General features: G+C 64.4%; 16 protein-coding genes. 10 read left to right on the top strand and 6 right to left on the bottom strand.

The window, feature by feature from the left end; genetic code table 11:
* Position 1: 1 nt before the first annotated feature.
* From KY379_RS05795 to KY379_RS05805, 3 genes are read left to right on the top strand one after another with little or no spacing between them, the layout of a single operon-like run.
* The gene (locus KY379_RS05795) at positions 2-1735 is read left to right on the top strand and encodes an ABC transporter ATP-binding protein (protein ID WP_196171691.1); all 1734 of its coding nucleotides are present in this window, start codon (positions 2-4) and stop codon (positions 1733-1735) included.
* A complete protein-coding gene (locus KY379_RS05800; protein WP_261239450.1) occupies positions 1725-2402 on the top strand; it encodes a S8 family serine peptidase in 678 nt (225 codons plus the stop codon). Before KY379_RS05795 ends, KY379_RS05800 begins: the two co-directional genes overlap by 11 nt.
* The gene (locus tag KY379_RS05805; protein WP_133324113.1) at positions 2395-3687 is read left to right on the top strand and encodes an NAD(P)/FAD-dependent oxidoreductase; all 1293 of its coding nucleotides are present in this window, start codon (positions 2395-2397) and stop codon (positions 3685-3687) included. Before KY379_RS05800 ends, KY379_RS05805 begins: the two co-directional genes overlap by 8 nt.
* A 47-nt stretch (positions 3688-3734) precedes the next feature.
* On the opposite strand, the gene KY379_RS05810 is transcribed toward KY379_RS05805, so the two are convergent.
* Positions 3735-5048, bottom strand: coding sequence for an alginate export family protein (locus tag KY379_RS05810; RefSeq protein ID WP_261239449.1), 1314 nt, complete (start codon positions 5046-5048; stop codon positions 3735-3737).
* A gap of 141 nt (positions 5049-5189) precedes the next feature.
* Positions 5190-6683, bottom strand: coding sequence for an aldehyde dehydrogenase family protein (locus tag KY379_RS05815; RefSeq protein WP_261239448.1), 1494 nt, complete (start codon positions 6681-6683; stop codon positions 5190-5192).
* A 408-nt stretch (positions 6684-7091) separates the two neighbouring features.
* On the opposite strand from KY379_RS05815, the gene peaA reads away from it, so the two are divergent.
* The 5 genes from peaA (at position 7092) to KY379_RS05840 (ending at position 13406) form a co-directional block, all read left to right on the top strand.
* Positions 7092-8657 carry a quinohemoprotein amine dehydrogenase subunit alpha gene (gene peaA / locus KY379_RS05820; RefSeq protein ID WP_133324110.1) on the top strand — a complete coding sequence of 522 codons (1566 nt, stop codon included), beginning with the start codon at positions 7092-7094 and terminating at the stop codon, positions 8655-8657.
* A gap of 48 nt (positions 8658-8705) precedes the next feature.
* On the top strand, positions 8706-10136 hold the full coding sequence (peaB, locus tag KY379_RS05825; RefSeq protein WP_261239447.1) for a quinohemoprotein amine dehydrogenase maturation protein: 1431 nt from the start codon (positions 8706-8708) through the stop codon (positions 10134-10136).
* Between the two features lies 1 nt (position 10137).
* Positions 10138-10461 carry a quinohemoprotein amine dehydrogenase subunit gamma gene (gene qhpC, locus KY379_RS05830; protein WP_133324108.1) on the top strand — a complete coding sequence of 108 codons (324 nt, stop codon included), beginning with the start codon at positions 10138-10140 and terminating at the stop codon, positions 10459-10461.
* A gap of 32 nt (positions 10462-10493) precedes the next feature.
* Positions 10494-11615 carry a quinohemoprotein amine dehydrogenase subunit beta gene (peaD, locus tag KY379_RS05835; RefSeq protein WP_133324107.1) on the top strand — a complete coding sequence of 374 codons (1122 nt, stop codon included), beginning with the start codon at positions 10494-10496 and terminating at the stop codon, positions 11613-11615.
* Positions 11616-11729: 114 nt separating this feature from the next.
* The gene (locus KY379_RS05840) at positions 11730-13406 is read left to right on the top strand and encodes a fatty acid CoA ligase family protein (RefSeq protein WP_261239446.1); all 1677 of its coding nucleotides are present in this window, start codon (positions 11730-11732) and stop codon (positions 13404-13406) included.
* A gap of 71 nt (positions 13407-13477) precedes the next feature.
* On the opposite strand, the gene mobA is transcribed toward KY379_RS05840, so the two are convergent.
* The 3 genes from mobA to KY379_RS05855 form a co-directional block, all read right to left on the bottom strand.
* Positions 13478-14053 carry a molybdenum cofactor guanylyltransferase MobA gene (gene mobA, locus KY379_RS05845; RefSeq protein WP_133324105.1) on the bottom strand — a complete coding sequence of 192 codons (576 nt, stop codon included), beginning with the start codon at positions 14051-14053 and terminating at the stop codon, positions 13478-13480.
* A gap of 61 nt (positions 14054-14114) precedes the next feature.
* Entirely contained in the window at positions 14115-17237 is a 3123-nt protein-coding gene (locus KY379_RS05850) for an efflux RND transporter permease subunit (RefSeq protein WP_261239445.1), read from the bottom strand.
* A gap of 11 nt (positions 17238-17248) precedes the next feature.
* On the bottom strand, positions 17249-18424 hold the full coding sequence (locus KY379_RS05855; protein WP_261239444.1) for an efflux RND transporter periplasmic adaptor subunit: 1176 nt from the start codon (positions 18422-18424) through the stop codon (positions 17249-17251).
* Positions 18425-18613: 189 nt separating this feature from the next.
* Here KY379_RS05855 and KY379_RS05860 point away from each other — a divergent pair, with 189 nt between their 5' ends.
* Both KY379_RS05860 and KY379_RS05865 read left to right on the top strand, forming a co-directional pair.
* Complete coding sequence (locus tag KY379_RS05860; RefSeq protein WP_133324102.1) at positions 18614-19315, top strand: response regulator transcription factor; 702 nt, start codon at positions 18614-18616, stop codon at positions 19313-19315.
* Positions 19316-19321: 6 nt separating this feature from the next.
* Entirely contained in the window at positions 19322-20635 is a 1314-nt protein-coding gene (locus tag KY379_RS05865) for an ATP-binding protein (protein ID WP_261239443.1), read from the top strand.
* On the opposite strand, the gene KY379_RS05870 is transcribed toward KY379_RS05865, so the two are convergent.
* Complete coding sequence (locus KY379_RS05870) at positions 20632-21708, bottom strand: sensor domain-containing diguanylate cyclase (protein WP_133324100.1); 1077 nt, start codon at positions 21706-21708, stop codon at positions 20632-20634. The two genes, KY379_RS05865 and KY379_RS05870, sit on opposite strands and share 4 nt — an antisense overlap.
* Positions 21709-21710 lie beyond the last annotated feature (2 nt).

The raw sequence follows: 21710 nt of genomic DNA on the forward strand, positions 1-21710 counted from the left end.
CATGGGCGGACTGTTCGCAAGGCTGGTGGATTCCAGCGACCCATTGCTGATGCGCCAGGCCCTGGCCTGGCTGTATGGGTTCGTGCGCCCGCACCGTGCTGCCATCGCGGTCCTGCTCGGGTTGTCATTGGGGGCCACGATGCTGGCGCTGATACAACCCTGGCTGGTCAAGACACTGATCGACGAAGGCTTGTTGGCCAAGGATTACCAGACCCTCTGGCACATGGCCGCGGTGATGATCATCGCTGGCCTGTTCGGCACCGTGCTGGCAGGGGTCAACCGTTACCTGCACACGCGTTTGTCCGGGCGTATCCTGTTCGCCTTGCGCGATGACCTGTACCGGCATCTGCAGCAACTGTCACCGAGTTTCTACGGGCGGCGGCGCATCGGCGATATCCTCTCCCGGCTGGACGGCGACGTCGCCGAGATCCAGCGCTTTGCCGTCGACTCGCTGTTCTCGGCGGTGTCGGCGATCATCGGTCTGGTGGGCTCGGTGGTGCTGATGCTGACCCTGTCATGGCAGTTGTCGTTGCTGCTGGCGCTGCTGGTTCCGGTGCAGGTGGTCTGGCTGCGCTGGATGCGGCGCAAGGTCGAACGTGAGGTGCGCAGCCTGCGCGAGCGTTCGGCGGATGTGTCGTCGTTTCTGGTCGAGACATTGCCGGCGATGAAGTTCATCCAGGCCGCCGGCCAGCAAGGCCGTGAGGCCGGGCGCCTGGATCAGCTCGGACAGGGCTACATGCGCCAGTTGCTGAAACTCCAGGTGACCGAATTCTTCACCCAGGCGGTGCCCGGCACCCTGACGTCCTGGTGCCGCGCCTGTGCGTTCCTGGTGGGCGGCTGGTGGGTGATCCAGGGCCATTGGCAACTGGGGGCGTTGATCGCCTTTTCCACTTACATGGGCATGGCGGTAGGGCCGGTGCAGAGCCTGCTGGGCCTGTACGTGGCGGTGCAGCGCATGGCGGTGAGCCTGGGCCGGGTGATGGAGCTCAAGCGAGAAGCCGTGGCCGTGCGCGAAACCCAGACGCCCCGGCCAATGCCGGACGGGCCGGGCGAGTTGCGCCTGGAGGGCGTGCGCTTCACCCATGAGGGGCGCCAGGGCGCGGTCCTGGCCGACGTCGATGTCTGCCTTCCTGCGGGACTCAAGGTGGCGATCAGTGGCGCCTCGGGGGTCGGCAAGTCGACCCTGATCGACTTGTTGCAACGCTTCTACGATCCCGATGCCGGGCGTATCTTGCTCGATGGTGCCGATCTGCGCGAACTCGACCTGGCGGCCTTGCGTCGGCGCATCGCCGTGGTCAGTCAGGACATCGTGCTGTTTCGCGGTACCCTGGCACAGAACCTCGCCTATGGTGCGCCACAGGCCAGCCGCGAGGCACTCGAACAGGTGGTGCGCCTGGCGCACCTCGAGGGTCTGGTGGATAGCCTGCCGCTGGGCCTCGATGGTCTGCTCGGCGAGCGTGGGCAGCAGCTCTCCGGCGGGCAGAAGCAGCGCATTGCCATTGCCCGTGCGGTGCTCCAGGGGCCGTCGATCCTGGTGCTGGACGAAGCTACCTCGGCGGTGGACGAAGCCACCGAGCGCGAGGTGATCGCCGCCATCGACCAATTGTTCGCCGGGCGCACCCGAATCCTCATCAGTCACCGTCCCTCGACCCTGGCCGATGCCGATCTGCACCTGCATTTGCACAACGGCGCACTGGCTGTACGTCCCCACGAGGTGGTCCGGCATGAGCCATGACGTGCGTGTCGGCGTCATCGACAGCGGCTGCGCGCCCGGTCAGGCAGGCGCGGTCGTGCAAGGGCGGTGTTTCTGGCTGGAAGAAGGCGTGATGCACGAGGGCGCACTGCAGCCCGATCGGCTAGGGCACGGCAGCGCCGTAGTGGCCAGCCTGCAAGCCGAGGCCGGCCAGACGCCGCTCTTGCTGGCCCAGGTGTTCAACGGCCAGGGCAGCACCAGTGCCTTGCAGGTGGCCGCGGCATTGTTGTGGCTGGCAGAGCAGGGTGTGAGCGTGGTCAACCTGAGCCTCGGGCTGCAACAGGACCGCCCGGTGCTGCGCCAGGCCTGCGCCGAAGCGCAGGCATCTGGCGTGCTGCTCTGTGCCTCCAGCCCGGCGCGGGGTGGGCCGGTGTATCCGGCCAGCTACCCGGGTGTCATTCGCGTCACGGGCGATGCCCGTTGCGCACCGGGGCAATGGTCATGGCTGGGCAGCGCCCAGGCCGATTTCGGCGGCCACGTGGGGCAGCGCAACATGGCCGGAGCAAGCCTGGGCTGTGCGGCGTTGAGCGGACGCATCGCCGCCTTGCTGCGTCAGCAGCCAGACCTCGGACACGCTCAGGTGGTGGCGTGGCTGCGCGCCAATGCCACGTTCATCGGTCCTGAGCGGCGAGGTGCGGCAGATGTCTGAACCGCACATCCTGATCCTCGGCGCAGGCCCTGCCGGTGCCGCCACGGCCATCGGTCTGCGGCGCCTGGGCTACCCGGTCACCGTAATCTCCGACTGGCGCCGTTTCGCAGCTGTCGAAGGGGTATCGCAGCGTGTGTTGGAAGGGCTGCGCCATGCTGGGCTGGGTCAAGCGCTGACGCAAGCGGCGGTGCCGGCGTCGCGTCAAGTGCGTTGGAATGGCCAGCATTCGCGGTTGAACCAGGAGTTCCTACTGGACCGCCAGCGTTTCGACCTCGCTCTGCGCGATGACCTGAGGCGAGCTGGCGTGACCCTGGTGCACGGGCGAATTCGCGAGGTGACGCATGTCGCTGGATATCAGGTGCATCTGACTGACGGCCAGTTGCTGCAAGGCCGTTTCCTGGTCGAGGCGCGTGGTCGCCAGGCGCCGCTGGCCGCCGACCGCTTGCGCGGGCCGGAGACCGTCAGCCTGCTCAACCTCTGGCAGGGCGAACCTGGCGAGCCGGCCTCGGCGGTCGAGAGCCTGGACGATGGCTGGGCGTGGATGGCCCGCCTCGCCGACGGTCGTTGCTACTGGCAAGTGACCCTGGACGCCGAGCGTCTGCCGGGCAAGGTGGCATTGCCTGGCCACTGCGCCGAGCGCCGACGTGCTTCGGCACTGGTGGCCGAGCTGTTCGGCCTACAGGCCTTGGAGCCTGCCCAGGTGTATGCACGCAGCAGTACGGCGATTCTCGCCGGCGAGTGCATAGGGGACGACTGGCTGCGGGTGGGGGATGCCGCGATGGCGGTTGACCCACTGTCGGGTAATGGCATATTCCAGTCGCTGTCTTCGGCATTGCAGGCACCGGTGGTGATCAACACCTTGCTGCGTCGGCCTGAGCGAGCGGCGTTGGCCAAGCAGTTTCATCAGCAGCGTATCGAGCAACTGTTTCTGCGCTTTGCCCGCATGGGGCGCGACTTCTATGCCCAGGAAGCAACCCGTGTCGGGCAGCCATTCTGGGACCGCCGCCAGGTCTGGCCGGACGCCCAACCGATGCACCAGGCGGCGCATTGGCAGGCGATACAGGTGGCGCGGCGCCCCGTGCTACGTGACGGCCTGGTGGATGAGGCCGAAGTGGTGGTCACCGCGGACCAACCGCTTGGGGTGTGGCATCTGCATGGGATGGAGTTGGCGCCGGTGGTACGGCGATTGTGCCGCGGCGAATCGCTTGAAACCCTGTTGCATGACAGGCCTCAGGCGCAGCAGTTCATGCTCCGGCGATGGTTGGCTGAGCAGGGGTATCGCTGAAACCTTGGTGACCTTATCGCCGGCTTGCCAGCGATAAGGTCCGGGGATCAGAAGAAGGTCCCGACGATCAACTGCATGTAGGTCCCTGTATCTCGTCCACCCAGCTGCGTGCCGCCATTGGCTGCGCTGCGCTCCGGCTTGTAGAACCCCACCACCGGGCTGATCAGCAGATGATCGTTGACCATCCATTCCACATACAGGTCCAGCTCCCGACCGCCGAGGTTGCCCTGGTCGGTATCCAACGTATCGAAGTCGAAGTACAGCGCGCCGACGGTCAGATCGTCCCGTGGCTTGCCTTTGAGTGCCACGTGATGCACCTGACTGTTCTTGTTGAACGGCCCGGCGTAGTTGGCCGCCACTTCTCCCTGGAACCAGGTGCCGTAGCCACGGCTCAGTCCATAGAACAACGGGTCGAAGTCTTCGGAGAAACGGCTGTAGCGGTAGGTGGCGGTCGGTGACCAGGGTAGTTCCGAGAAGGTCCAGTTGCCCTCCAGGTACCAGGCGTTCTCGCGTCCGCCGGTCTTGTCCTGGGTCACGTACTCACCGGCCAGCTCCAGGTCTTTCACCCCCAGGTTGCCGCGCCCACGCAGGCTGGCGGTGTCCATGCCGTCGCGGTGTTCCAGGCCCATGATCTGCGCGTAGCGCTGGTCCACATCGAGACCGCGAATCCAGCTCAGGCCGACGGTGCCTGCGTCGGCGACATGCTCCAGGTTGGCCACCGCCAGCGAGGTATCGGCCTGGTAATGGTTATCGGACTTCAGCCACATCAGATCGCCGCGCCAGCCGTGGTTGCCGCCCAGGCGCAGCACGGCGGTGCGATCGAAGGCCTTGCGTGCGGCCAGGTAGTAGGCCCCGCCGCGGTCGAAGTTGGCGCCCAGGTCGACCTTGCCCAGGTTCACCGGGTCGCCTTGGATCAGGAATCCATCACCGAGGGTCACCACCTGGCGGCCACCGGAAATGTCCACGCCGTCCTCGCCCAGCGAGGGGAACAGGTTGGCCGAGCGCCAGCCCAGGTAAAGGTCTTCGATGGCGGTACGGCGCTCGTCGCCGAGGGTCAGGCCGGCGGCATCGCCATCGCCCCAGGTGGCGGAGCTCAGCAGGTTGAAGGCGCCGTAGAGCGTGCCGGCATCGGGCAGGGCCTGGCTCCCGCTGAGGCCGTACTTGACGTAGCCCTCCTGCCACGCGGTGCTGCCGGGTTGGCGGTTGCCGGCCTGGTTGAAGCTTTCGTCGCTGTGGAACACCCCGAACAGGGCTTCGAGGTCGGCGTTGAGGATGGTGCCGTCTTGGTTGTACAACTCATAGGCCTGGGCGGCGGGTGCGGCGAACAGCAGGGCCAATGTGCAGGCGAGTGCGTGCCTCATGGTGTGCTCCATGTTTTATTGTTGTTTTCGTGTTGCCTGTGCCGGCCTCTTCGCGGGTAAACCCGCTCCTACAAAGACCTCGCAGTTCGGTGATCCTGTAGGAGCGGGTTTACCCGCGAAGAGGCCGTCACAGGAAAAAGATCAGATCCTGATCAATACCGACTTGAGCTCGGTGTAGTGCTCGATGGCGGCGGCGCCCATTTCGCGGCCAACCCCCGACATCTTGTAGCCGCCGAACGGCAGCGCCGGGTCCAGCGCGCTGTGGCAATTGACCCACACCGAACCCGACTTGATGCGCGGAATCATCCGGTGCACGGCGCCCAGGTCGTTGGACCAGATACTGGCGCCCAGGCCGTAGGGGTTGTCATTGGCCATGGCGATCACTTCATCGACATCGTCGAAGGGCATGGCCACCAGCACTGGCCCGAAGATTTCCTCCTGGACCAGGCGGTGACGTTGGTCGACATCGACGATCACCGTCGGTTTGACGAAGTAACCCGGCCCGAAGCTCTCGCCACCGCAGGCAATGGTCGCACCCAGCTCGCGGCCCAGTTCGATGTAACCAGTGACCCGGTCCTGTTGCTTGGCCGAGATCAGCGGGCCCATCTGCACCGCAGGATCCAGACCGCTGCCCAGCTTCATGCCATTGGCGATCCCGGTGATGTCGCCGATGACATTGTCGAAGTGCTTGCGATGCACATACAGCCGGGACCCGGCGCAGCAGACCTGGCCTTGGTTGAAGAAGATCGCGGTGGCGGCACCCGCAGCAGCGTCCTGCAGGTTGGCGTCGGGCATGACGATGGTTGGCGACTTGCCGCCAAGCTCCAGGGTCACGCGGGTCATGTTGTCCATCGCCGCCTTGCCGATCAACTTGCCCACTTCGGTGGAGCCGGTGAAGGTCAGTTTGTCGACCCCGGGATGGCGGCTGAGCGCAGCGCCGACGTTCAGGCCAGTGCCGGTGATCACGTTGAACACACCCGCCGGGTAACCGGCTTCGTCCACCAGTTCGGCGAGTTTGAGCGCAGTCAGCGGAGTTTCGTCGGCGGGCTTGAGCACCATGGTGCAGCCGGTAGCCAGGGCCGGGCCGAGCTTCCAGCAGGCCAGCAACAGCGGGAAGTTCCAGGCGACGATGGCGCCGACCACACCGATTGCCTCACGCCGCACGAAGCCGTGGAACTGGTCGTTGGGCATCAACGGCATGGAGGCCTCGACGATGCTACCCTCGATCTTGGTGGCCCAGCCGGCCATGTAGCGCAGGAAGTCGATGGCCAGTTGCACGTCCATGACCTTGGCCACGACGGCGCTCTTGCCGTTGTTCAGGCATTCCAGCTCGGCCAGTTGCTGTGCGTCGCGCTCCATCAGGTCCGCCAGTCGCCACAGCAGGTTCTGCCGCTCGCGCGGGCGCAGTCGGCTCCAGGGCGAGTCGTCGAAGGCCTGACGTGCGGCGCGCACGGCACGGTCGACGTCTTCCTGCTCGGCGGCGGGCACCTCGCCGAGGACTTCACCGCTCGCCGGATTGCGGAACGCCAGGGTGTGGCCGCTGACAGCGTCCTGCCAGTCGGCGCCGATGCGCATTCTCAGTTTGCGTTCTAGGAAGGCGCGGGTGGCGGGCAGGATGGGCAGGTCGGAAAGCATGGGGCGGTGCCTCTTGTCGTTGGATGTGCCCAGGTCTGGCGCAATGGCCGTGCCAAGCTCGATCAATACGCGCAAGGTATTGAGCTGGCTGGGTTTTGTTCGGATGCAACGGGCAGCTTGCATCGCTGCGCTGTTGCACATTGAGACGCTGTGAGACGGTGATGAAACAGTGGTTGCGCTGGCCTTTTCGCCGGCAGCAGGCCCTGTCTCAGGATGAAACAGCCTGTCGCGAAATGGCACGCCCCAACCCATGGGGTAGCGCTTCATGGCCACCCCGAAAACCGGCTAAATAATTGAAATGCGACACTTTTAAGACACCTGGCACAGTTTCTGTATCGCAACCTGTCACATGCACACCGCTGTAACGAAGCGTGCAAGAACGATAATAACAACCGTGGAGGTCTGACCTTGAAGACGACTCGACTCCGGCGGCATGCGGGTAAACTGGCGTTGATCGCCGCCGCACTGCTGGGCACCCAGGCCATGGCGGCCGAGCAGGGCCCGAGCCTGTTGCAGAACAAGTGCATGGGGTGCCACATCCCCGAAGGCAATGACACCTACAGCCGTATCAGCCACCAGCGCAAGACTCCCGAAGGCTGGCTGATGAGCATCGCCCGCATGCAGATCATGCACGGCCTGCAGATCAGCGACGACGATCGCCGCACCCTGGTCAAGTACCTGGCCGACAAGCAGGGCCTGGCGCCGAGCGAAACCGACGGCGTGCGTTACGCCATGGAGCGCCGGCTCAATACCGTGGAGCACTTCGACACCCAGCTCAGCGAAACCTGCGGCCGTTGTCACTCAGGCGCACGTGTAGCCTTGCAACGACGCCCGGCACAGGAATGGGAGCACCTGGTCAACTTCCACCTCGGCCAGTGGCCGTCCCTCGAATACCAGGCCCAGGCACGCGACCGCGACTGGCTGGAAATCGCCCTCAAGCAGGTGGTGCCGGAACTGGCCAAGCGTTACCCGCTGCAAAGCCCGGCCTGGGCGGCCTGGGAGAAGGCCAAGCCCAAGGCCGATGCGCTGCCGGGGCAGTGGGCGTTCAGTGGCCACATGCTCGCCAAGGGCGATGTGCGTGGTGTGATGAGCGTCAGCCCGGATCAGGGCGATACCTTCAACGTCGAGGTCAAGGGCAGCTACGCCGATGGCACGCCCTTCAACGGCACTGGCTCGGCCATTCTCTACAACGGCTATGAATGGCGCGGCAACGTCAAGATCGGCGACAGCAACCTGCGTCAGGTGTTCGCGGCACTCGACGGTGAGATGAAAGGCCGCATGTTCGAAGCCGACCACGACGAACGTGGCCTGGACTTCACCGCGGTCAAGGAAGGCAAGGCACGCCTGCTGGCGGTACAACCGGCGTTCATCAAGGCTGGAGGTGAAAGCGAGATCACCCTGGTCGGCACCGGCCTGTCGGGCAAGCCCGCGCTGGGCGCCGGGGTCGAGGTGAGCGAGGTGCTGGAACAGACTCCGACCCTGGTGCGGGTCAAGGCCCGCGCCGCAGCCGATGCCAAGCCTGGCCTGCGCGAGGTCGCGGTGGGTGAGCTCAAGGGCGGCAGCCTGGCGGTCTACGACAAGGTCGACGAGGTCAAGGTGGTGCCGGCGTTCTCCATCGCCCGTATCGGCGAAAACGGCGCCAAGGTGCCGAAGGTCCAGGGCCGCTTCGAAGCCGAGGCCTGGGGCAAGGACGCCAACGGCCAGCCGCTGCGCATCGGTTACCTGCCGGCCACCTGGAAGGTCGAACCCTTCAACGAGCGTGCCGTGGAGGATGAAGACGTCAAGTTCGCCGGGCAGATGCAAGCTGACGGCGTGTTCGTGCCAGGCGGTGCAGGCCCCAACCCTGCGCGCAAGATGATGACCAACAACGCGGGCAACCTGAAAGTCATCGCCACGCTGGCCGACGGCGGCCAGACCGGCGAAGGCCACATGATCGTCACCGTACAACGCTGGAACAACCCGCCGTTGCCTTGAGGGCAGGGCGCAACGGTTTTTCCAACGGATCGATTATCGGAGGTCGCCATGGGCGCACTACTGAACCTGGTCGAACGCAACCTGCACGAAGTGCAGGTCGATGCCGACCGCATGTTGTTCCACATCCCCAGCAGTTCGCTGTTCACCGCCGATGCGGTGACCGGTGGCATCATCGACACCCTGCGCCAGCAAGGCTGCTCGGCAGAAGAATTGATGCAGCGTCTTGGCCAACGCTTCGCCGGCCAGGACATCGAAGAAACCCTGCATGAGCTCATCGCCCTGGAGCTGGTCAGCGACGGCTCACCGCTGACCCCGGAAATCGCCCTGCGCCAGGTCGAGCGCACCGCGCTCAATACCGTGGTGCTCAACGTCAACACCGGCTGCAACCTCAGCTGTACCTACTGCTACAAGGAAGACCTGGACAAACCCTCGGCGGGCAAGAAAATGAGCACCGACACCGCCGAGGCTTCGGTGGAGATGCTGCTCAAGGAGTCGCCCGATGAGCAGCGCTACAGCGTGGTGTTCTTCGGCGGCGAGCCGCTGTCCAATCGGCCATTGATCGAGCACATGGTGGCCTACTGCGAGCGGCGCTTCGCCGAGGCCGGCAAGCAGGTGGAATTCATCATGACCACCAACGCCACCCTGCTCACCGAAGAGATCATCGACTGGCTCAATGCCCACCGCTTCGGTCTCTCGATCAGCATCGACGGCCCCAAGACCGTGCACGACCGCAATCGCATCACCGTGGGCGGGCAGGGCACCTACGACGTGGTCCGGCGCAAGGCCGACCTGTTGCTGTCGCGCTACACCAGCCGCCCGGTGGGTGCGCGGGTGACCTTGACCCGTGGTATCACCGACGTCGAGACCATCTGGAACCACCTGTTCAACGAGATGGGCTTTGCCGAGGTCGGATTCGCTCCGGTCACCTCCGGCGACATGGCCGACTTCAACCTCACCGGCGAAGAACTGGTGCAGGTGTTCGCCAACATGAAGGCCCTCGGTCGTCGTTACCTGGAAGCGGCATTGGAGCACCGCAACATCGGCTTCTCCAACCTCCATCAGTTGATCACGGACATCCACGAGGGGCACAAGAAGGCCCTGCCATGTGGCGCCGGATTGAAGATGCTGGCCGTGGACCACGAGGGTGAGCTGAACCTGTGCCACCGCTTCACCGGCTCCAGCCTGCCGACCTTCGGCAACGTGCATCAGGGCGTCAGGCAAGCGCAGTTGAACGACTTCCTGTCGCAACGCCTGGATCGCAGCAACACCGGCTGCGACAGCTGTCACATCCGAAACCTGTGTTCCGGCGGTTGCTACCACGAAAGCTATGCCCGTTACGGCGATCCCCAGCACCCGACCTACCACTACTGCGAACTGATGCGTGACTGGGTCGACTTTGGCATCGAGGTCTATAGCCGCATCATGGCCGCCAACCCGGCCTTCATCGATCGCTACATCACTCCGCGGAAGGCGCACTGACATGAAGCACTTGAAGCCCCTGAACAACAAGGCGCGCATCCTCGAGCAGGCCGCCGCCGAAGACCGCGTCGAAGACGTCGTGGCGATGAGCGCGGTGGCCGGTTGCACTGCCACCACCGACCCGGGCTGGGAAGTGGACGCCTTTGGTGGCGTCAGCTCGTTGTGCCAGCCGATGGAAGCTGACCTGTATGGCTGCTCCGACCCTTGCTGGTGGCCGGCCCAGGTGCCGGACATGATGAGCACCTACCAGGATTGGAACGCCCAGGCGACCAACTCCCAGGAAGACTGGCGCAACCTGGGCACCGTGTTCCCGAAAGACAAGTGATCGGCCTGACAAGAATGACAAGGGGAAACCGCATGAATGCTGGACGTTGCGCGCAACTCGCGCTGACCATCGCCGCCTCGGCCTGCGCCTGGTCGGCCCAGGCCGACGACACCGGGCCCGCCCTCAAGGCCGGCCAGGAATATCTGATCACCACCAACTACCCGAACAACCTGCACGTCATCGATGTGGCCAGCGATACGCTGTACAAGAGCTGCCAGATGCCCGACAAGTTCGGCCCCGGCACGGCGATGATGGCGCCGGACAACCGCACCGCCTACGTGCTCAACAACCACTATGCCGACATCTACGGCATCGACCTGGACACCTGCAAAACCACCTTCCACGCCAACCTTTCCAGCGTGCCCGGCGAAGTCGGCAAGTCGATGTACTCCTTCGCCCTCAGCCCGGATGGCAAGGAGGTCTACGCCACGGTCAACCCGACCCAGCGCCTCAACGACCACTACGTGGTCAAACCACCGCGCCTGGAGGTGTTCAAGACCGCTGACGGTTTGCAGGCCAAACCGGTGCGGACCTTCCCGATGCCGCGCCAAGTCTACCTGATGCGCGCCGCCGACGACGGCAGCCTGTTCGTCGCCGGGCCCGACCTCTACAAGATGGACGTCAAGACCGGCAAGTACAGTGTCGCCTTGCCCCTGCGCAATTGGAATCGCAAGGGCTACAGCGCCCCGGACGTGCTGTACTTCTGGCCGCACCAGAGCCCGCGCCACGAGTTCTCGATGCTCTACACCATCGCCAAGTTCAAGGACGACAAGCAGGACCCGAACGAGGCAGAGCTGCTGTACGGCTACCTGAGCGTCGACCTCAAGACCGGCAAGACCCACACCCAGGAATTCGCCGACCTGACCGAGCTGTACTTCACCGGCCTGCGCTCGCCGAAAGACCCGAACCAGATGTACGGCGTGCTCAACCGTCTGGCGCGCTACGACATCAAGCAACGCAAGCTGATCAAGGCAGCCAACCTGGAACACACCTACTATTGTGTGACCTTCGACAAGAAGGGCGACAAGTTGTACCTGGGCGGGACGTTCAACGACCTGGCGGTGTTCGACCCTGAGACGCTGGAAAAGGTGAAGAACATCAAGCTGCCGGGCGGAGACATGTCAACTACCACGCCGCAGGTGTTCGTCCGTTAGTTGAGTGTTGTTTTCTTCGCGGGTAAACCCGCTCCTACAGGATGTGCAGTGCCCCCTGTAGGAGCGGGTTTACCCGCGAAAGGGCCGGAACAGACAAACAATAAGAGAACACCCATGCCCCAGCCAAGCTATTCCCTGGGCAACCAGGACAAACCGCTGCTCGACCAATGCATCGGAGATGCCTTCGACGCTACAGTCGCACGTTTCCCCGACCGCGAAGCGCTGGTGGTTCGCCACCAGGCCCTGCGCTACACATGGCGGCAACTGGCCGAAGCCGTCGATCAGCATGCTCGCGCCCTGATGGCCCTGGGCGTGCAACCCGGCGATCGCCTGGGGATCTGGGCGCCCAACTGCGCCGAGTGGTGCATCACCCAGTTCGCCAGCGCCAAGATCGGCGCGATCCTGGTCAACATCAATCCGGCTTATCGCAGCAGCGAACTGGACTACGCCCTGGGTCAGTCCGGTTGCAGCTGGGTCATCTGTGCCGATGCCTTCAAGACCTCCGACTACCATGCCATGCTGCTCGACCTGGTGCCGGGCCTGGCGCTGGCCCAGGAGGGTCAGCCAATGGACTGCGAGCGCTTCCCGCAGCTGCGCGGGTTGATCAGCCTGGCCAGTGCGCCACCCTCAGGTTTCCTCTCCTGGCAACAGTTGCAGACACGCGCCGAGGCCGTGAGTGCCCAGGCTCTGCGCGAGCGCCAGGCCCGGTTGCACCGGGACGACCCGATCAACATCCAGTACACCTCCGGCACCACGGGCTTCCCCAAGGGCGCCACGCTGAGCCACCACAACATCCTCAACAACGGCTATATGGTCGGCGAAAGCCTTGGCCTCACCGAGGATGACCGTCTGGTGGTGCCGGTGCCGTTGTACCACTGCTTTGGCATGGTCATGGCCAACCTCGGCTGCATGACCCATGGCAGCACGCTGATCTACCCCAATGATGCGTTCGATCCGCTGGCCACCCTGCGCGCCGTGGCCGAGGAGAAAGCCACCGCCCTCTACGGTGTGCCGACCATGTTCATCGCCGAGCTGGATCATCCGCAGCGTGCTGACTTCGATTTGTCTAGCCTGCGCACCGGGATCATGGCGGGTGCCACCTGCCCGATCGAGGTGATGCGCCGGGTGATCGGCGAAATGCACATGGCCGAAGTACAGATCGCCTATGGCATGACCGAAACCAGCCCGGTATCGCTGCAGACCGGCGCCGCAGACGATTTGGAGCGACGAGTCACCAGCGTTGGCCGGACCCAGCCGAGGTTGGAGAGCAAGGTGATCGACAGCGCTGGCGAGACTGTCCCTCGTGATGAGATCGGTGAGTTGTGCACCCGCGGCTACAGCGTGATGCTGGGGTATTGGAACAACCCTCAGGCTACCGGCGACAGCATCGATGCCGACGGCTGGATGCACACCGGTGACCTGGCGGTGATGGACGAACAGGGCTATGTGCGTATCGTCGGGCGCAGCAAGGACATGATCATCCGTGGTGGCGAGAATATCTACCCGCGTGAGCTGGAGGAGTTTTTCTTCACCCATCCGGCGGTGGCGGACGTGCAGGTGATCGGCGTGCCTTGCAGCAAGTACGGGGAGGAGATCGTCGCCTGGGTGCGCCTGCATCCGGGGCAGATGGCCAGCGAACAGGAGCTGCGCGAGTGGGCCAAGGCCCGGATCGCGCATTTCAAGGTGCCGCGGTATTTCCGCTTCGTCGAGGAATTCCCGATGACGGTGACGGGCAAGGTGCAGAAGTTCCGTATGCGCGAGATCAGTGTCGAGGAACTGTCAGCGGGTTGATGCACTGCCTGTTCCGGCCTCTTCGCGGCGCCGAACCGCCGCGAAGAGGCGGGTACAGACAGCCAACAACCTCAACCGCGCAGCAGCTCCGGACTATTGAAATTGCTCAACCGGCGATCCCCCTCGGCACAGTCCAACCCCACGACAGTCTCCCGCAGCAACGCCTTCTGCAAACTCCGCTCACCTGTCGCCCAGGCCTGCTCCAGCACCGGCAGCACCCGCCGTGGCAACACGCTGAACATCGGCTGCCAAAACCCACCCTGGCGCACCATCGCCGCGCAATCGTTGGCCACCGCCAAGCGCCGCAGATCGTCGATCAGCGCCTGGTCCACCAAGGGCGAATCGCACGCCAGCAGCACCACCCAGTCGTGCCGCACCGCAGCGAGGCCGGCGATAACGCCGGCCAACGGGCCGGGGAAATCTGCATCGGCATCTGCGACCAACCGATCGGCATAACCGGCATAGGACGCCTGGTTGCGATTGCAGGAAATCAGCAGATCGTCGGACAACGGCCTTACGGTACGCTGGACATGCGCGACCAGCGGCTCACCGCGCCAGTCCAGCAGGCCCTTGTCGCGCCCACCCATGCGTTGGCCGCGGCCACCGGCAAGTATCAATACGGAGCAGGGGGGCAGGGTGTCGGGCATGAACAAGGGTCCTGGGCAGTCGATGCCCGGAACCCTCTCATTCAACGCCTGGCTTGTCCAGTCAGGCTTCGCCGCTCAGCGGTTCGATTGCCCGGGATCCGCCCCGAGCCGCCAGGCGCATCACCACCACGAAGAACACCGGCACGAACACCACCGCCAGGGTCGCGCTGAGCATGCCACCGATCACGCCGGTACCGATCGCCTGCTGGCTCGCCGAGCTGGCGCCACTGGCGATGGCCAGGGGCACGACGCCGAGGATGAAGGCCAGCGAAGTCATCACGATCGGTCGCAGGCGCAGGCGGGCAGCCTGTACGGCGGCCTCGGCAACGTCCATGCCCTGGTCCACCAGATGCTTGGCGAACTCGATGATGAGGATGGCGTTCTTCGCCGACAGGCCGATCAGGGTGATCAGGCCGACCTTGAAGAACACGTCGTTGGGCATATCGCGCAGGGTCACCGCCAGCACTGCGCCGAGCACGCCCAGCGGCACCACCAGCAATACTGCGGTCGGGATCGACCAGCTCTCGTAGAGCGCCGCCAAGCACAGGAACACCACCAGCAGCGAAAGCGCCATCAGCATCGGCGCCTGGCTGCCGGACAGGCGCTCCTGCAGTGACAGCCCGGTCCACTCGAGCCCGGCACCGGCAGGCAACCGCGCGACCAGGCGCTCGATCTCGGCCATGGCTTCGCCGGAACTGCGGCCTGGCGCCGGTTCGCCGGAAATCGACACCGCCGGGTAGCCGTTGTAGCGGGTCAGTTGCACCGGGCCGCTGATCCATTTGGCCTGGACGAATGCGCCCAGGGGCACCATCTTGCCGCTGGCGTTGCGCACATGGATTTTCAGCAGATCTTCGACCTGGCTGCGTTGATCACCCTCGGCCTGCACCACCACCCGCTGCATGCGCCCCTGATTGGGGAAGTCGTTGACGTAGCGCGAGCCCACGGCCACATCCAGCACCGTACCGATGTCGTCGAACGTCACGCCCAGGGCGTTGGCCTGACGGCGGTCGACCTCCAATTCGACCTGCGGGCTTTCTGCCAGGGAGGCCTCCCGCACGTTGCTCAGCACCTGGCTCTTGCGCGCATTGGCCAGCAGCTCGTCGCGGGCAGCCATCAGCGCTGCGTGGCCCATGCCGCCACGATCCTGCAGGCGGAACTCGAACCCGGTCGATTCGCCCAGGCCATCGATGGGCGGCGGCAACACCGAGTAGGCGATGGCGTCCCTGAGCTGGCTGAAGGCTGCAGTGGCGCGGTCGGCGATCGACTGGGCGCTGTCATCGGCACCGCGCTCGGACCAGTCCTTGAGCGTGGTGAAGGTCAGCGCCGCATTCTGGCCGCTGCCCGAGAAGCTGAAGCCGAGAATCACCGTGGTGTTGCCGACGCCGGGTTCTTCGGCGTTGTGGGCCTCGATCTGCGCTGCTACCTGCTCGGTGCGCAGGCGGCTGGCGCCAGGCGGCAACTGGATGTCGGTGATGGTGTAGCCCTGGTCTTCGGTCGGCAGAAACGCCGTGGGCAGTTGGCTGAAACCATAGCCGAGCACCGCCAGCAGCACGCCATATACCAGCAGATAACGACCGCTGCGGGCCAACGCCCGCATCACCCAGCGCTGGTAGCCGTCGCTCATGGCCTCGAAGCGGCGGTTGAACCAGGCGAAGAAGCCCCGGTGCTGAGGGTGCTCGCCCTTGGCGACCGGTTTGAGCAAGGTGGCGCACAGGGCCGGGGTCAGGCTCAGGGCAAGGAACGCCGAGAACAGGATCGACACCGCCATCGACACCGAGAACTGCTGGTAGATCACCCCCACCGAACCTTTCATGAAGGCCATGGGCAGGAACACCGCCACCAGTACCACGGTGATACCGACGATGGCACCGCTGATCTGGCCCATGGCCTTGCCCGTGGCCTGCTTGGGCGGCAGGCCTTCCTCGGCCATGATCCGTTCGACGTTCTCCACCACCACGATGGCATCGTCGACCAGGATACCGATGGCCAGAACCATGCCGAACAGGGTCAACACGTTGACCGAGAAGCCCAGCGCCAGCATCACCGCGAAGGTGCCCATCAGCGCCACCGGCACCACCAGGGTGGGAATCAGCGTGTAGCGCAGGTTCTGCAGGAACAGGAACATCACCGCGAACACCAGCAACATGGCCTCGAACAGGGTACTGATGACCTGCTGGATCGATACCTTGACGAACGGCGAGGTGTCGTAGGGGATGTCGTACTTGACCCCCTCCGGGAAGTAGCGCGAAAGCTCCAGCATCTTGGCCCGCACCAGGGTGGCGGTTTCCATTGCGTTCGCCCCAGGGGCCAACTGTACGCTGAAGGCGCTGGCCGGTTTGCCGTTCAGGCGTGTGCCGTACTGGTATTCCTGGGCGCCGATCTCCACCCGGGCGACGTCGCCGACGGTCACGCTCGAGCCATCCGGGTTGGCCCGCAACACGATCGCGGCGAACGCCTCAGGCGTGCTCAACTGGCCCTTCACCACGACGTTGGCGGTGATTTCCTGGGTAGCGCGGGCCGGCAGGTCGCCGATGCTACCGGGTGCGACCTGGGCGTTCTGCGCAGCGATGGCGTCGGCCACGTCATTGGGCGTGAGGTTGAAACCGATCAACTTGCGAGGGTCGATCCAGATCCGCATGGCCCGCTCGGAACCATACAGCTGAGCCTTGCCCACACCCTTGAGGCGGCGTATCTCGTTCATCACGTTACGCGCGAGAATATCGGACAGCGCGGTTTCGTCGAGGCTGCCATCCTCCGAGGTGAGGGTGCCAAGCAGCAGGAAGCCGGTGGACACCTTTTCTACCTGCAGGCCTTGCTGGGTCACTGGACGCGGCAGGCGTGACTCGACCACCTTGAGGCGGTTCTGCACGTCGACCTGGGCCAGGTCGGGCAGGGTGCCGGGTTCGAAAGTGGCGGTGATGGTGGCGCTGCCCAGGCTGCTCTGCGACTCGAAGTACAGCAGGTTGTCGGCGCCGTTGAGTTCCTGTTCGATCAGGCTGACCACGCTCTCGTCCATGGTCTCTGCCGAGGCCCCAGGATAGACGGCATAGATCTCTACCTGCGGTGGTGCCACGTTGGGATATTGCGCCACTGGCAGTTGCGGGATGGCCAGGGCGCCGGCGAGCAGGATGAACAGGGCCACGACCCAGGCGAAGATCGGCCGCTCGATGAAGAACTGTGGCATGGCTCAGTCCCTCACTGTTCGAGGCGCTGGGCCACAGGCTGTGCCTGCGCCACTGTGTCGACCTGGACCTGGTCGCCAGCCTTGACATGCTGCAGGCCTTCGACAACCACCCGTTCGCCTGCGGCGAGCCCCTCGGTGACGCGCCAGCGGTCACCTTGCACGCTACCCAGCACCACCTGGCGCTCGCTGATGCGTGACTGGTCGTCGACCAGCAGGACTTTGGGCACCCCGGCGCTATCACGCAGGATGGCCCGTTGCGGCACGCTGATGCCCTTGGGTTGTACGGCCTGCTCCAGGCGCACCCGCACGTAGCTGCCAGGAAGCAGGTCGAGATCGGGGTTGGGGAATTCGCTGCGCAGGGTCACCTGATTGGTGCTGGGATCGACACTGATGTCGGAAAACAGCAGCGTGCCTGGCAGCGGATAGGTGCTACCGTCGTCCTGAACCAGGGTGGCGCGGGCCTGGCCGTCACCCACCTGTTGCAGCTCGCCGGCGCGCAGGGCTCGACGCAGTGCCGTGAGTTCGTGGGCTGACTGGGTGACATCGGCGTGGATCGGATCGAGCTGCTGGATGGTCGCCAGTGCGGTGTTCTCGTTCTGTCCGACCAAAGCCCCTTCGGTGACCAGGGCGCGGCCGATGCGGCCGGAGATCGGCGCGGTGACCGTGGCATAGCCCAGGTTCAGGCGCGTGCGCTGCAAGGCCGCCTTGGCCGCAGCCACCTCGGCTTCGGCCTGCAGGAAGCCGGCACGAGCGTTGTCGTACTCCTGACGGCTGACGGCCTTGTCGTCGACCAGTTGACGATAGCGTTGCTCCTGCAGGCGCGCCTGGTAGCGGTTGGCCTCGGCCTTGGCCAGGGCGGCGCGGGCGCTGTCGTGGTCAGCCTTGAACGGGGCCGGATCGATGAGAAACAGCACATCGCCCTGCTTGACGTCGCTGCCTTCGCGATACACGCGCTTGAGCACCACGCCGGCCACCCGCGCGCGGACTTCGGCGGTACGCGGCGCCAGCAGGCGGCCACTCAGTTCGCTGCTGATGGCCAGGGGCTGCAATCTCAGGGTCTCGACCCTTACCTGGGGTGTCGGTTGCTTGGCTGGCTGCTCGCTGCCGTCGTTGCAAGCGCTGAGGGGCAGGGTGATGAACGCCATGAGCGCCAATTGGCGCAGGCGGGTGGGGCGAATGATAGACATGCGGATCTTCCGATGATGACCGGAGGTATCCTAAGGCAACGCTGCCCCTGGAGGCTGTTACCAGCTGTAGGAGGTGTGTGAAAAAGTGTGAAGAATGGTCCTGTGTAGTTGTAGGGTTCTATATCCTGCATAGGCCTCTACCGGCTCCATCGTCGATGATTCCTTTCGCAAACGCCAGCCAAGCCCTCTATGCCGAACATTTTCCTGGTCGAAGACGACAGCGCGCTCTCCGAATTGATCGCCAGCTACCTGCAACGCAACGATTTCCACGTCCGGGTCATCGCCCGGGGTGATCAGGTGCTGGAGGCGTTCCGAGAGGAAAAGCCCGACCTGGTCATCCTCGATCTCATGCTCCCCGGCATGGATGGTTTGCAGGTCTGCCGCCTGCTGCGTCAGGCCTCGCCAAGCGTGCCGATTCTGATGCTCACCGCCCGTGACGACAGCCACGACCAGGTTCTGGGTCTGGAGATGGGCGCCGACGACTATGTCACCAAACCCTGCGAACCGCGGGTGCTGCTGGCCCGTGTGCGGACCTTGCTGCGCCGCAGTACGGTCAACGAACCCCGTCTGGACAATGAACGGATCGTTATCGGCGGCCTGTGTATCGAGCTGGCCGAGCGGACAGTGTGTTGGCGCGGTGATGAGGTCGAGTTGTCGAGCGGCGAGTACAACCTGTTGGTGGTGCTGGCACGCAACGCCGGCGAGGTGCTCAGCCGAGATCGCATCCTGCAGCAGCTGCGCGGTATCGAGTTCAACGGCACCGACCGCTCGGTGGATGTCGCCATTTCGAAACTGCGGCGCAAATTCGACGACCATGCCGGCGAAGCACGCAAGATCAAGACCGTCTGGGGCAAGGGCTACCTGTTCAGCCGTGTCGAGTGGGAGTGCTGAAGGTCGATGCTGAAACTTCTGGTGCGCCTGTATCTGGTGATCATCGTCGCCTATGCCGGCGCCATCCTGTTCATCCCCCAGGCTATCGTCGGCTTGTTCCATGAGCGCTATACCGCCTACAACCTGGATCAGGCCAAGGGTGTACAGGCGCTGATCGTGCGCCAGTTCCAACAGGCCCCACGCGAGCGCTGGCCTGTGCTGGAGCAGGAGTTGGCGCAAACCTTCGCGCCGCTTGAGGTCAAGCTGGTGACCATGGACCAGGCCGGGCTCAGCGCAGCCGAGCGTGGACGCCTGGAGCAGGGCCTGCACGCCGTGCGCATCGCTGAGTGGGGTTACTACGAAACCGTACTGGCGCCGCTGGGCGACGGTTGGCTGGTTCGCCTGCATTCGCCGCCCGATCCACTGGACATCAACCTGTTGTCATGGGGCGTGACCGTTCTGATCGGCGCTGCGATGCTGGGCTGCCTGCTGCTGTGGCTGTGGCCCCACTGGCGCGATCTGGAGCGGCTCAAGGAAACCGCTCGACGCCTCGGGCAAGGGCAGATGGCTGAGCGTACGCAGATCTCCCCGCATTCGAACATCGGCGAATTGGCTGGGGTCTTCGACACCATGGCCGAGGACCTTGAACGTCACGTCAACCAGCAGCGCGAATTGCTCGATGCTGTTTCCCACGAGCTGCGCACGCCGCTGACGCGCTTGGACTTCGGCTTGGTGCTGCTGTTCGACGAGGTGCCGCCAGCCAGCCGCAAGCGTCTGTTGGAACTGGTCGGCCATGTAAGGGAACTGGACGAGCTGGTGCTGGAGCTGCTTTCGTACAGCCGCCTGTACAACGCCGATCAAGCCCGAGAACGGGTCGAGGTGTCGTTGCTGGAGTTGGTCGACAGCGTGCTCGGTGGCTTCGCCGAAGAACTCGAAAGCCGCGATATTCGTTGGGAGGTGCGCGCCGAAAGCGAGCTGCCACGTTTCGTCCTCGACCCCAGGTTGACCGCTCGGGCGGTGCAGAACCTGGTGCGCAATGCCATGCGCTATTGCGATAGACGTCTGCTGCTGCGTCTGCGCCTGGACCAGAAGGGTGCCTGTCTGCTCACCGTGGAGGATGACGGGATCGGCATCCCCAGCGAAGAACGTGAGCGGATTTTCCAGCCCTTCTACCGCCTGGACCGTAGCCGCGATCGTGGCACCGGCGGTTTCGGCCTGGGCCTCGCGATCAGCCGGCGTGCCATCGAGGGACAGGGGGGCACTCTGGCCGTCACCCAGTCCGCGCTCGGCGGAGCGCAGTTCATCATCCGTCTGCCTGCAGGTCGGGCACCCGCCGCCTAGGGCGCGGTCCAGACGACGAACCTGTCCTTGCCGTTGTGCTTGGCTGTGTACAGCGCCTGGTCCGCCTTCACCAGCGCGGCGCTGAGGCTATCGCCGGCGTTGACCTGGACCAGCCCGATGCTGATGGTTACCGACGGCGTCCCTAGGTCTTCCCGCACCCGTCGGCACAACGCCCCCACTTCCTGTTCGGCCGCTGAGCCGGAAATGCCGTGGAACAGGATCGCGAATTCCTCGCCGCCCAGGCGTGCGTAGTCGTGGTCGGCCACCGCCAGCTTGATGTGGGTGGCCACGCGCTTGAGCACTTCATCGCCGACATCATGGCCAAAACGGTCGTTGACCTGCTTGAAGTTGTCGATGTCGATCATCGCCAGGTACTGCCCGGGGGCCGGCACCTGTATCTGTCGCTCGGCCTTGGCCATGAACGCACGTCGATTGGGGATTTCGGTCAGTGCATCGATATAGGCCTGGTCGAGCAGGACCTTGGACAGGTAGAAGTTGTGCAGCTTGGCCCGGCGCATCTGCAGGTAGCTGTAGGTGACCAGCCCGCTGAGGAACAAGGCGTAGCTGATCAGCATGGTGGCCTCGAGGTCGTCGAGGTCGATGCGGGTATGGTAGAACGGATTGAGCAGCGCCCAGGTGATGGCCACTGCACAGAAGAACGACCAGCGCCGCACCGGCAGTACCGATATCGCGTACAGCACGGTCGATACGCCCAATACCAGCCATACCGGACGCAACTGGATGGGTATGCCTTCGATCACCAGGCGCATGCCCAAGGTGATGATGCCGACGAACAACAGGTTGAGCACGTCGAAATGATGGCTGCGGCGGGTGAAGCGCAGGATCACCGTCAGGATGCCGAGCAGTGCCAGGAACATCCAGGAGCGCCACGTGAAACCCTGACCGCCGAGGAAGCTGACGATCAGGTCGAACACCAGCCAGATACCGATGCTGACGCAGAAGATCAACATGCAGAAGGGGCGTAGCAGGTCGAACTCGTGTTGACGGAATTCCGAGCGCAGGGCGGCGGGGGCGACCTGCTTGCGCACATAGGCTTCGATGGTCTTGAACATGG

This window comes from Pseudomonas sp. HD6422 (genome assembly GCF_025377065.1).
Lineage (GTDB): Bacteria > Pseudomonadota > Gammaproteobacteria > Pseudomonadales > Pseudomonadaceae > Aquipseudomonas > Aquipseudomonas putida_U.